The sequence below is a fragment of the Achromobacter sp. HNDS-1 genome, from assembly GCF_040084795.1.
Lineage (GTDB): Bacteria > Pseudomonadota > Gammaproteobacteria > Burkholderiales > Burkholderiaceae_B > Achromobacter > Achromobacter ruhlandii.
Genome location: NZ_CP157584.1, coordinates 5,681,129 through 5,693,442, shown reverse-complemented (window position 1 = coordinate 5,693,442; position 12,314 = coordinate 5,681,129). Strand labels below are relative to the sequence as shown.

The following is a 12,314-nucleotide window of genomic DNA, read 5'->3' as shown; positions in this document are numbered from 1 at the left end:
TTACAGCGCGATGCGGCGGAAGTCGGCCAGCAAGGCGCCCAGATAGGCGTTGAAGCGGGCAGCGGCGGCGCCGTCGATGACGCGGTGGTCATAGGACAGCGACAGCGGCACGATCAGGCGCGGCACGAACTGCTTGCCGTCCCAGACCGGCTTGTGCGACGAACGCGACACGCCCAGGATGGCCACTTCGGGCGCATTGATGATGGGCGTGAACGAGGTGCCGCCGATACCGCCCAGCGACGAGATCGAGAAGCAGCCGCCCTGCATGTCGGCGGGCGAGATCTTGCCTTCGCGCGCCTTCTTGGACAGGTCGGTCATTTCCTGGGCGATCTGCAGGATGCCCTTCTTGTCGGCATCGCGGATCACCGGCACCACCAGCCCGTTGGGCGTGTCGGCGGCGAAGCCGATGTGGTAGTACTGCTTGAGCACCAGGTTGTCGCCATCCAGCGAGGCGTTGAACTCGGGGAACTTCTTCAGGGCCGAGACCACGGCCTTGATCAGGAAGGCCAGCATCGTGACCTTGATGCCCGACTTCTCGTTTTCCTTGTTCAGCGTGACGCGCAGCGCTTCCAGGTCGGTGATGTCCGCTTCGTCGTTGTTGGTGACGTGCGGGATCATGACCCAGTTGCGGTGCAGGTTCGCGCCGGAGATCTTCTTGATGCGCGACAGCGGCTTGGCTTCGACCGGGCCGAACTTGGTGAAGTCGACCTTGGGCCACGGCAGCAGGCCCAGCGCGGCGCCATCGGCCGAGCCACCGGCGGCGGCCACCGGGCCGGCGGCCAGCGCCTGCTTGACGAAACCGCGCACGTCGTCCGCGGTGATGCGGTCCTTGGGACCGGTGCCCTTGACCTTGCTCAGGTTCACGCCCAGTTCGCGGGCGAACTTGCGCACCGACGGCGAGGCGTGCGGCAGCTGGCCGGGCTTGAGGTTGGCGTCTTCCAGCGCGGCGGCGGGAGCCGGACGCGAGCCGGCGGCGGGCGTGGCCGGGGCGGCGGGCGCTTCCGCCTTGGCGGCCGGGGCTTCCGACTTGGCCGGCGCGGCCTCGGCCTTGGCGGCCGGCGCGGCGGCGGGCGCGCTGCCCTCCACCACGACCACGACCGAGCCCTTGGCGACCTTGTCGCCGACCTTGACCTTCACTTCCTTGACCACCCCGCCCTGCGAGGCCGGGATCTCCATCGAGGCCTTGTCGGACTCGACGGTGATCAGGCTCTGCTCGGCCTTGATGGTGTCGCCGACGGCGACCATGACTTCGATGACTTCCACTTCCTTGAAGTCGCCGATGTCCGGCACTTCGATCTCGACCGGACCGCTGCTGGCGGCCGGCGCGGCAGCCCCGGCCTTGGCGGCGGGCGCGGCGGCGGCGGCCTGCTTGGGGGCTTCGGCCTTGGGGGCTTCCTTGGCGGCCGGGGCGGCGGCATCGGCCGCTTCGACCTCCAGCACCACCGAGCCTTCAGCGACCTTGTCGCCGACCTTGACGCTGATGGACTTGACCACGCCCCCGGTGGAGGCGGGAATTTCCATCGAGGCCTTGTCGGACTCGACGGTAATCAGGCTCTGCTCGGCCTTGATCGTGTCGCCCACCGCCACCAGCACTTCAATGACTTCCACTTCCTTGAAGTCGCCGATGTCGGGAACCTTGATTTGCACGACGTTGCTCATGTCTCTTTACCCTCAGGCGTATTGCGGGTTGGCTTTGTTCGGGTTGATGCCGTACTTCTTGATGGCTTCGGCCACCTTGGCAACCGGCACCTTGCCTTCGTCGGCCAGCGCGCGCAGCGCGGCGACCACGACGAAGTGGCGGTCCACTTCGAAGTGCTCACGCAGCTTGGCGCGGAAATCCGAACGGCCGAAACCGTCGGTGCCGAGCACCTTGTATTCGCGGCCCTTGGGCACGAACGGACGGATCTGGTCCGCAAACAGCTTCATGTAGTCGGTCGACGCGATGATCGGGCCTTCCGTCTTGGCCAGCTGTTCCGTGACGTAGGCCACTTGCGGCTTCTTCTCGTCGGGGTGCAGCATGTTGTGGCGCTCGGCGTCCAGGCCGTTGCGGCGCAGTTCGGTGAAGCTGGTGACGCTCCACAGGTCCGAGGCCACGCCCCAGTCGGCTTCCAGCAGTTCCTGGGCGGCCATGACTTCGCGCAGGATCGTGCCCGAGCCCATCAGTTGCACGCGGTTCTTGCCCTTGCCGTGCGACTTGAGCTTGTACATGCCCTTGATGATGCCTTCCTCGTCGCCGGCGGTCAGGCCAGGCTGCGGGTAGTTTTCGTTCATCACCGTCAGGTAGTAGTAGACGTTTTCCTGGTCTTCCACCATGCGCTTGAGGCCATGCTGGATGATCACGGCCAGTTCGTGGCCGAAGGTAGGGTCGTACGAGACGCAGTTGGGGATGGTCGAGGCCAGGATGTGGCTGTGGCCGTCTTCGTGCTGCAGGCCTTCGCCGTTGAGCGTGGTGCGCCCGGCGGTGCCGCCCAAGAGGAAGCCGCGCGCCTGCATGTCGCCGGCGGCCCAGGCCAGGTCGCCGATGCGCTGGAACCCGAACATCGAGTAGTAGATGAAGAACGGGATCATGATGCGGTTGTTCGAGGAGTACGACGTGGCCGCCGCGATCCACGAGCTCATCGCGCCCGCTTCGTTGATGCCTTCCTGCAGGAGCTGGCCGTCGGCCGCTTCCTTGTAGTACATGACCTGGTCCTTGTCGACCGGCACGTACTTCTGGCCTTCCGGCGCGTAGATGCCGATCTGGCGGAACAGGCCTTCCATGCCGAAGGTGCGCGATTCGTCGGCCAGGATCGGCACGACGCGCGGACCCAGTTCCTTGTCGCGCAGCACCTGGTTCAGGATGCGCACGAAGGCTTGCGTGGTGGAGATCTCACGGCCTTCGGCGGTGGGTTCCAGCACGGCCTTGAAGGCGTCCAGGGCCGGGGCCTTGAGCTGCTCGTCGGCCTTGGCGCGGCGGCGCGGCAGGTAGCCGCCCAGCGCGGCGCGGCGCTCGTGCAGGTACTTCATTTCGGGCGAGTCTTCCGCCGGCTTGAAGTACGGCAGGTCGGCCAGCTTGTCGTCCGGGATGGGGATGCCGAAGCGGTCGCGGAATTCGCGGATCGAGTCCAGTTCCAGCTTCTTCTGCTGGTGGGTCGGGTTCTTGGCCTGGCCCACGTGGCCCATGCCGTAGCCCTTGATGGTCTTGGCCAGGATGACGGTCGGCTGGCCTTCATGCTTGGAGGCGGCGTCGAACGCGGCGTAGACCTTGTGCGGATCGTGGCCGCCACGGTTCAGGCGCCAGATGTCTTCGTCGCTCATGCGCGACACGGCTTCCAGCAGCTTGGGGTGCTTGCCGAAGAAATGCTCGCGCACGAACTTGCCGTCGTTGGCCTTGTACGCCTGGTACTCACCGTCGACGGTTTCTTCCATGATCTTGCGCAGGATGCCTTCCTTGTCGTGCGCCAGCAGCGGATCCCAATAGCCGCCCCAGATCAGCTTGATCACGTTCCAGCCCGAACCGCGGAAGTCGCCTTCCAGTTCCTGGATGATCTTGCCGTTGCCGCGCACCGGGCCGTCCAGGCGCTGCAGGTTGCAGTTGATGACGAAGATCAGGTTGTCGAGCTTTTCACGGGCCGCCAGGGCGATGGCGCCGAGCGACTCGGGTTCGTCCATTTCGCCGTCGCCGCAGAATACCCAGACCTTGCGCTTGCTCGTGTCGGCGATGCCGCGGGCGTGCAGGTACTTGAGGAAGCGGGCCTGGTAGATGGCCATCAGCGGGCCCAGGCCCATCGACACCGTGGGGAACTGCCAGAAGTCCGGCATCAGCTTCGGATGCGGGTACGAGGACAGGCCCTTGCCGTCCACTTCCTGGCGGAAGTGGTTCAGCTGGTCTTCGGTCAGGCGGCCTTCGAGGTAGGCGCGGCCGTACATGCCGGGCGAGGTATGGCCCTGGAAGTAGACCAGGTCGCCGCCGTGGTTTTCGTTCTCGGCGTGCCAGAAGTGGTTCTGGCCGCAGCCGATCATGGTGGCCAGCGAGGCGAACGAGGCGATGTGGCCGCCCAGGTCGCCGCCGTCCGGCGGGTTGTGCTTGTTGGCCTTGACCACCATGGCCATGGCGTTCCAGCGCACGTACGAGCGGATGCGCGATTCCAGTTCCAGGTTGCCCGGATGGGCCGGCTCCAGGCCGGGCGGAATCGTGTTGACGTAAGCGGTGTTGGGCGAGAACGGGATGTGGGCGCCGGAACGACGGGCTTCGTCGATCAGGCGTTCCAGCAGGTAGTGCGCGCGCTGCGGTCCTTCGCGATCAAGGACTGCCGCCAGGGCTTCGAGCCACTCCTGGGTTTCTAGGGTGTCTTCGTCGTTGGCAGCCTGCACGGCGCCAGCCTGGGCGAAAGAGGACATCGTGTGTCTCCTGTTGGGGTTCGTTCGTGACCGCACCCGCTTATTTATCTACTCGCGGACATGCCATGGTAGTCGGGATCATCCGGGCTACCATGCCATGCATGGGTCGGGGTGTTGTGCTAGAGACCAGCTACTCGGGAGCGGTTTCCCTATCAGCCGGCATTCTAAGAAAGAAGATTAACCGGTCGCAAGGAAAATTTCATGTTGCGGTACGGCATTTCATAATGCGAAAATATGAATGGAAGCTGAAAAGAATAGAAGGCACTTTTTTAGCCCATCTCCCTTCTGACGGGCTTGATTCCCGGCAATTCCCCGCCGACACGCACTAAAATGCCCCCCACGCCGCGCCTTCGGCTTGCTCCCCCAGCCGGGGCGTTTTCATCTTGAGGCGGCCCGGCGACGAAAAATGCCCGGCCTATCCGGCCCAAACTACATGTCCAGCGCGCCCAAGTCCAATATACCCACACCGTTCCACGACCACGCCCGCACGCGCCGCCGCGGGGTGTACTGGGTCACGCCCGCGATGGTGCTGATCCTCTATATCTGTGTGATGGGGGTGTTCTTCTGGCTGCAGCGCATCCATGACGACAGCGTCATGTTCGTGACCATCGACCAGGAAATGCGGCAGCAGCGCCTGATCTGGGTGGTGCTGGCGCTGTCGTGCGTGATCGTCATCAGCCTGCTGATGCTGTGGCGCTATACGCGCTTCCGTTCCGCCGCCGAGGCCGCCCTGATCGCCGAGACCGGTTTCCGCCGCGCCATGGAGAACTCCATGTCCACCGGCATGCGCGTGCTGGATATGGAGGGCCGCATCGCCTACGTCAATCCGGCCTTCTGCCGCATGATCGGCTGGAACGAGGCCGACCTGATCGGCCGCAGCCCGCCCTTCCCCTACTGGGTGCCGGGCCGCCATGAACAGCACCAGCACACCCTGGACGTGCTGATGTCCGGCAAGACGCCCAGCAGCGGCCTGGAAGTCGAGGCCCAGCGCCGCGACGGCTCGCGCTTCACGGCGCGCATGTACGTGTCGCCGCTGCTGGACCCCAACGGCAACCAGATCGGCTGGATGACGTCGATGACCGACATCACCGAGCCCAAGCGCATCCGCGAGGCCCTGACCGCCGCGCACGAGCGCTTCATGACGGTGCTGGAAGGCCTGGACGACGCCATCTCGGTCACCGCCGACACCCACGACGGCCTGGAGCTGCTGTTCGCCAACCGCACCTACCGCCGCGTGTTCGGCGCCCAGACCGGCGGCCACGACGAGCTGCTGGCCGGCCGCCGCGGCCGCTTCACGGATGAATCCGTGGAAGTCTTCGCGCCCTCGGTGCAGCGCTGGTTCGAAGTGCACCACCGCATGCTGGCCTGGACCGACGGCCGCCGCGTGCGCATGCAGGTGGCGCGCGACATCACCGAACGCCGCACCCACGAAGAGGCCTCGCGCGTGCAGCAGGAAAAGATCCAGCTCACCAGCCGCCTGACCACCATGGGCGAGATGGCCTCGTCGCTGGCGCACGAACTGAACCAGCCGCTGACCGCCATCGCCAACTACAGCATGGGCGCGGTGGCGCTGGTCAAGGCCGGCCACACCAGCCCCAATATGCTGCTGCCGGCGCTGGAGAAGGCCGCCTCGCAGGCCGAGCGCGCCGGCAAGATCATCAGCCGCATCCGCGAATTCGTGAAGCGCAGCGAGCCGCGCCGCCAGCGCGTGGCGATCGGCCGCATCGTCGACAACGCCATCGGTTTCGCCGAGATCGACGCCCGCAAGCGCCGCATCCGCATCGACAGCTTCGTGCCGTCGAACGCGCCTGACGTGCTGGCCGACCCGATCCTGATCGAACAGGTGCTGCTGAACCTGCTCAAGAACGGCCTGGAAGCCATGGAAAAGAGCGAGTCCGACGAGCTCAAGGTGGCCGTGATCCTGCACGAACAGCACATCGAGGTCGCGGTGGTCGACCGCGGCCATGGCCTGGCCGAGCCGGAGCGCCTGTTCGAGCCCTTCTTCAGCACCAAGACCCAGGGCCTGGGCATGGGACTGAATATCTGCCGTACCATTATCGAATCGCACCACGGCCGCCTGTGGGCGGACCCGAACCCCGCCGGCGGTACTATTTTCCGCTTTACCCTGCCCTGCGCTGCGTCCCAGACGCAGGCCCAGAATGATCAGTCCGAGGAGTTGCACGCATGAACACGCCCCACCTGTCGAGCACGGTATTCATTGTTGACGACGACGAAGCGGTCCGCGATTCGCTGCGCTGGCTGCTGGAGGCCAATGGCTACCGGGTTCGCGCCTACGCCAGCGGCGAGTCGTTCCTGGAAGACTATGACCCCAGCCAGATCGGCGTGCTGATCGCCGACGTGCGCATGCCCGGCATGAGCGGCCTGGAGCTGCAGGAACAACTGATCGCCCGCAACGCCCCCCTGCCTATCGTCTTCATCACCGGCCACGGCGACGTGCCGATGGCCGTGTCGACCATGAAGAAGGGCGCCGTCGACTTCCTCGAGAAGCCGTTCAACGAATCCGATCTGCGCGAAATCGTGGCGCGCATGCTGGAGCAGGCCACGCAGCGCGTGAGCAAGCACCAGGCCCAGAAAGACCACGAAGCCATGCTGGCGCGCCTGACCGCGCGCGAGCAGCAGGTGCTGGAGCGCATCGTCGCCGGCCGCTTGAACAAGCAGATCGCCGACGACCTGGGCATCAGCATCAAGACCGTCGAGGCGCACCGCGCCAACATCATGGAAAAACTTGAAGTGACCACCGTTGCCGACCTGATGAAAGTGGCCCTGGCCAAACCGGAGGCGCATGCATGAGCCGCCGGGCCGTTCCCAAGGCGAATACCGTAGCGCACCGCGCGGAGGTTGCCTAATGTCCGCCAGGATTATTGATGGCGCCGCCCTGTCGCAGCGCATTCGCGAAGAAGTCGCCCAACGCGTCGCCGCCCTGGCCGCCAAGGGCACCCGCCCCGGCCTGGCCGTGGTGCTGGTGGGCGAAGACCCCGCCTCCCAGGTGTACGTGCGCAACAAGGTCGCGGCGTGCGAGAAGGCCGGCCTGCATTCCGTCAAGGAACAGTACCCCGCCGACATGACCGAGGCCGAACTGCTGGCCCGCATCGACAAGCTGAACCGCGATCCGTCCATCCACGGCATCCTGGTGCAGCTGCCGCTGCCCAAGCACATGGACGCGCACAAGGTCATCGAAGCCATCGCCGCCGAGAAGGACGTGGATGGCTTTCACGTCAGCAACGCCGGCCTGCTGATGACCGGCCAGCCGCTGTTCCGCCCCTGCACGCCCTACGGCGTGATGAAGATGCTGGAATCGGAAGGCGTGGCCCTGCGCGGCGCCGAGGCCGTGATCGTCGGCGCCAGCAACATCGTCGGCAAGCCCATGGCCATGCTGCTGCTGGCCGCCGGTGCCACCATCACGATCTGCAACTCCAAGACCCGCGACCTGGCGGCCCAGACCCGCCGCGCCGACGTGCTGGTGGTAGCCACCGGCAAGCCCGGCATGATCGACGGCTCGATGATCAAGCCCGGCGCGGTCGTCATCGACGTGGGCATCAACCGCGGCGCCGACGGCAAGCTGTGCGGCGACGTCGACTTCGCCTCCGCCAGCCAGGTGGCCGGCGCCATCACCCCCGTGCCGGGCGGTGTCGGCCCCATGACCATCGCCATGCTGCTGGTCAACACCGTCGAAGCGGCGGAACGGGCCGCGGCCTGAAGACCGGTCCCGCGCCCCGCCGTGGCACCCCTGTGGGTTTGTCCCGCGCCCTTCCGGGGGCCGGGGGCAAACCCACAGTCGTCTCTGGGCCCGCCGCGCGGAACCGGGCGCGCCCAGGGCCGGCCCTTGCTTTTCGACCTGCCGCCCCAACCTGATCCTTATGCCTGCCGGCGCGCTCGCTTGCTGCCCGCCCTCCTCTCACGCTATTGGTAACACCATGACCCAGAATCCCTTGCTCGCCCCCGTCTCAGAACTGGTCGACTACCAGGCGGTCAAGCCCGCCCACGTGGTGCCCGCCATCGAGGAACTGCTGGGCATCGCCCGCCAGGCCGTGGACCGCGCCGCCGATCCGGCGCTGGCGCCCACCTGGGAAGCCGTGGTCGAGCCGCTGGATACCGCGTCCGAGCGGCTGTGGCGCGCGTGGTCGGTGGCCGGCCACCTGAACGCCGTGGTCAACACCCCGGAACTGCGCGAGGCCTACAACGCCGCCCTGCCCCTGGTGACCGAGTTCTCGACCTGGGTCGGCCTGCACGAAGGCCTGTACCAGCAGTACCAGCGCCTGGCCGCCGCGCCCGATTTCGCGTCGTGGTCGCCGGTGCGCCGCCGCATCGTCGAGATGGCGCTGCGCGACTTCCGCCTGAGCGGCGTCGAACTGCGCGGCGCCGACCGCGAACGCTACGCCGCGATTTCCGACCGCGAAGCGCAGGCCTCGCAGAAATTCTCCGAGAACGTGCTGGACGCCATCGACGCCTGGTCGCTGCGGATCGAGGACGAGGCCCGCCTGGCCGGCATTCCCGCCGACGTGCGGGCCGCCGCGCGCGCCGCCGCCGAGGAAGACTGCAAGCCGGGCTGGAAGCTGACGCTGAAGATGCCCTGCTACCTGCCCGTCATGCAGTACGCGCAGGACCGCTCGCTGCGCGAGGCGCTGTATCGCGGCTACGGCACGGTGGCGTCCGAACAGGGCGATGCCCGGTTCGACAACTCGCCCCTGATCGAGGAACTGTTGTCGCTGCGCGCCGAGGAATCCACCCTGCTGGGCCTGGGCACCTTCGCCGCGCTGCGCCTGCAGACGCGCATGGCGCGCGACGCCAAGGAAGTCACCACCTTTCTGCGCGACCTCGCCGCCCGCGCCAAGCCCTACGCCCAGCGCGACCTGGCCGAGCTGAAGGCCTACGCCGCCGCCGAGCTCGGCCTGGCCGAGTTGCAGCCGTGGGACGTGGCCTATGCCTCCGAGCGCCTGCGCGAGTCGCGCTACGCCTACTCCGAAGACGAGGTGAAGCAGTACTTCACCGAGCCGCGCGTGCTGGCCGGCCTGTTCGAGGTCATCGAGACCCTGTTCGACGTGCGCCTGGCCGAAACGCCGGTGTCGTCGTGGCATGCCGATGTGCGCGGCGTGCGCGTCGAAAGCCCCCAGGGCGACCTGATCGGCTACCTCTACCTGGACCTGTACGCCCGCGCCGGCAAGCAGAGCGGCGCCTGGGTCGACAGCGAGCGCACCCGCCGCGTGGTCGCCGGCCGCGTGCAGACGCCGATCGCCTACCTGACCTGCAATTTCTCGCGCCCCAACGGCGACCGCGCCGCCGTGCTGACGCACGACGACGTCATCACCCTGTTCCATGAAACCGGCCACGCCCTGCACGCGCTGCTATCGGAAGTGGACGAGCCCGGCGCCGCCGCCTTCGCCAGCGTCGAGTGGGATGCCATCGAACTGCCCTCGCAGTTCATGGAGAACTTCTGCTGGGAATGGGCGGTGGTGCAGAAGCTGTCGGCCCACGTCGACAGCGGCGAGCCGCTGCCGCGCGCGCTCTACGACCGCCTGGTCGCGGCCCGCAACTACCAGAGCGGCATGCAGACCGTGCGCCAGATCGAGTTCGCGCTGTTCGACATGCTGATGCACGACCGCGCCAAGGGCGCCAGCATCAGCGAAGTGCTGGCCCTGCTGCAGGAAGTGCGCGCCGAGGTCGCGGTGCTGTTTCCGCCGGCCTGGCATCGCCTGCCGCATGCTTTCTCGCACCTGTTCGCGGGCGGCTACGGCGCCGGCTACTACAGCTACAAGTGGGCCGAGGTGCTGTCGGCCGACGCCTACGAGGCGTTCGAGGAAGCCGCGGCCAGGCAGGCCGGCAACGCCCTGGGTACGCTCGATCCGGCCACCGGCGCGCGTTTCCGCCGCGAAGTGCTGGCCGTCGGCGGTTCGCGTCCCGCGGCCGAGTCGTTCGCCGCCTTCCGCGGCCGCGCCCCGCGCATCGATGCGCTGCTGCGCCACAGCGGCATGAGCGCGGCCTGATCCGTCCGCGCACTGCCCCGGCCCGCCTGATCAGCGGGTTTTTTTGTCGCAGGGCCGCCCCAAGGCAAAAATGCCCCCTTGGGGGGCAGCGACCCGCGCGGCGGCGAGCGTGGGGGCGTTTTCTTCGCAGGGCCGCCCCAAGGCAAAAATGCCCCCTTGGGGGGCAGCGACCCGCGCGGCGGCGCAGCGTGGGGGTATTTTCTCCGGTCACGCTAGCCCGCCCCCGCACGGCGCGCCGACACCACCAGCCAGCGCCCGTGGACCGACGGGTCCGAGCCCGCCTGGCGCCAGAAGTGGCGGCTGTCCTCGTCCTGGGCGCGCTTGCGACGAGCCTCGCAGTAGCGCCGCGCCTGCCAGCCCAGCAGCCGGTCGAGCCAGCGCCGCTGTCCGCCCTCGACAACCGCATGCAAGGTGATGTCGCGGAAACCATGATGCGCCAGCAACCGGTGCAACTGCGCAAAGCCCCAGGGAAACAACGCGGCGTTGTCGCCCCGCTCCGTCTCGTTCCCGGAATCGGCCGGCACGCCGCGCACCAGCGCCTGCAAGCGCGCCCGCACGTGGCCGGCATTGGGCGTGGTCAGCACCAGAGTGCCGCCCGGGCGCAGCGTGTCATGGAAGCCGCGCATCAACACGCCTGGATTGGCCGCCACGTGGATCGCCTCGCTGCAGACCACCGCGTCATACGGCATGGCGGCGGGCAACGGCGTGTCCAGGTCATGCACGGTCAGGCGACGGTAGCCACTGGCCGACGCCGACGGCGTGGCCGGGCCGATGCCATCGACCTCGACCTCGCGCCCGGTCGCGCGGCGCGCCATGTCGCCCAGCCAGCCGCGGGCGCACGGCGCGTCCAGCACGCGGTCCGCCAGGCGGCTGCGCAGGATGTCGAGCACCACCGGGTAGTACGGAAAATAGGGATAGCCCAGCGCATGATTGGCCGTGGAGCGCATGAGGGAGACCTCGCCATTACTGACACGGACCTGAATGTAGCGGGCAGCGATGGACCACGTGAGCCGTTTTGCCAGATCTCCAACAATATTCCGACAAAGCTTCACAATTGCCGCGCGACGCGGGCCGGCCCGCCGAGCCGGCGCGTCCTTGCGCCAGGACAAACCTGGCCGCGCACCGCCGCCGGGCCGGCCCGCGCCTGCGGGTAGAATCGACGGGTTTATCCCCCAACCGGCGATGGAACCCATGCGACACCTGCTTACCGGACGCGCCTGGCGCGGTCTTTTCCTGGCCCTGTGCATGCTGCTTGCCGCTTGCGGCGACCGCAATGTCGATTGGACGCTCTACAACGTCAAGGGCCACCTGCCCGATCTGAAGTTCTCGCTGCCGGGCGCCGGCGGCAAGACCGTCAGCAGCGACGACCTCAAGGGCAAGACCGTGCTGCTGTTCTTCGGCTACGCCAGTTGCCCGGACATCTGCCCCACCACCATGGCGCAGTTAACGGCGGTGCTGCAGAACCTGGGCGACAAGGCGCGCGACGTGCGCATCGTGTTCGTCAGCGTCGATCCGCACCGCGACACGCCGGATATCCTGCAGGCCTACGTCAATGCATTCAACAACCAGGCCATCGGCGTCACCGGCAACGAAAAGCAGGTGGCCGACCTGGCGCGCCGCTACCGCGTGGCCTACCAGATCGAAAAGCCCCGCCCCGGCGACGACGCCGACCAGTACGAAGTGACGCACAGCCGTGGCGTGTACATTTTCGACAATCAGGGCCGCGCCCGCCTGCTGGCCTCGGACACCGACAGCATCGAAGCGATGACCAAGGACCTGCGCCAGTTGATCGACCTGACTTCGTAAGGCCGCATGCAACATTGCTGCATGGCGACAGGCCGCGGCATGTTGCGCGCCAGCGCCAAACACCAGTTGTTACAGCCCGCAAGCCGCGCGCGTGAGTAATATCAGGGCACATCGCCCTTCACCCTC

At 67.2% G+C, this 12,314-nt stretch carries 8 protein-coding genes; 5 read left to right on the top strand and 3 right to left on the bottom strand.

Features of this window, described 5'->3' with window-relative positions; all coding sequences use genetic code 11:
* Complete coding sequence (gene aceF, locus ABFG95_RS26285) at window positions 1-1,659, bottom strand: dihydrolipoyllysine-residue acetyltransferase (protein ID WP_348995089.1); 1,659 nt, start codon at window positions 1,657-1,659, stop codon at window positions 1-3.
* Window positions 1,660-1,671: 12 nt separating this feature from the next.
* The gene (gene aceE / locus ABFG95_RS26280) at window positions 1,672-4,380 is read right to left on the bottom strand and encodes a pyruvate dehydrogenase (acetyl-transferring), homodimeric type (protein WP_054504143.1); all 2,709 of its coding nucleotides are present in this window, start codon (window positions 4,378-4,380) and stop codon (window positions 1,672-1,674) included.
* A gap of 433 nt (window positions 4,381-4,813) precedes the next feature.
* On the opposite strand from aceE, the gene ABFG95_RS26275 reads away from it, so the two are divergent.
* The 4 genes from ABFG95_RS26275 to ABFG95_RS26260 all read left to right on the top strand — a co-directional run bounded on the left by ABFG95_RS26275 (window position 4,814) and on the right by ABFG95_RS26260 (window position 10,382).
* Window positions 4,814-6,568 (top strand): PAS domain S-box protein, encoded by a 1,755-nt coding sequence (locus ABFG95_RS26275; protein WP_020927319.1) that lies wholly within the window; start codon window positions 4,814-4,816, stop codon window positions 6,566-6,568.
* A complete protein-coding gene (locus ABFG95_RS26270) occupies window positions 6,565-7,191 on the top strand; it encodes a response regulator transcription factor (protein ID WP_020927318.1) in 627 nt (208 codons plus the stop codon). The genes ABFG95_RS26275 and ABFG95_RS26270 overlap by 4 nt, the downstream gene beginning before the upstream one ends.
* 55 nt (window positions 7,192-7,246) lie before the next feature.
* Window positions 7,247-8,098 (top strand): bifunctional methylenetetrahydrofolate dehydrogenase/methenyltetrahydrofolate cyclohydrolase FolD, encoded by an 852-nt coding sequence (gene folD / locus ABFG95_RS26265; RefSeq protein ID WP_020927317.1) that lies wholly within the window; start codon window positions 7,247-7,249, stop codon window positions 8,096-8,098.
* Window positions 8,099-8,315: 217 nt separating this feature from the next.
* Window positions 8,316-10,382 carry a M3 family metallopeptidase gene (locus ABFG95_RS26260; RefSeq protein ID WP_348995088.1) on the top strand — a complete coding sequence of 689 codons (2,067 nt, stop codon included), beginning with the start codon at window positions 8,316-8,318 and terminating at the stop codon, window positions 10,380-10,382.
* Between the two features lie 212 nt (window positions 10,383-10,594).
* Here ABFG95_RS26260 and ABFG95_RS26255 read toward each other — a convergent pair whose 3' ends face one another.
* On the bottom strand, window positions 10,595-11,329 hold the full coding sequence (locus ABFG95_RS26255) for a methyltransferase domain-containing protein (protein ID WP_348995087.1): 735 nt from the start codon (window positions 11,327-11,329) through the stop codon (window positions 10,595-10,597).
* A gap of 244 nt (window positions 11,330-11,573) precedes the next feature.
* Here ABFG95_RS26255 and ABFG95_RS26250 point away from each other — a divergent pair, with 244 nt between their 5' ends.
* Window positions 11,574-12,188: an SCO family protein gene (locus ABFG95_RS26250; protein WP_020927313.1), complete on the top strand. Its 615-nt coding sequence runs from the start codon at window positions 11,574-11,576 to the stop codon at window positions 12,186-12,188.
* The last annotated feature ends 126 nt before the right edge of the window (window positions 12,189-12,314 follow it).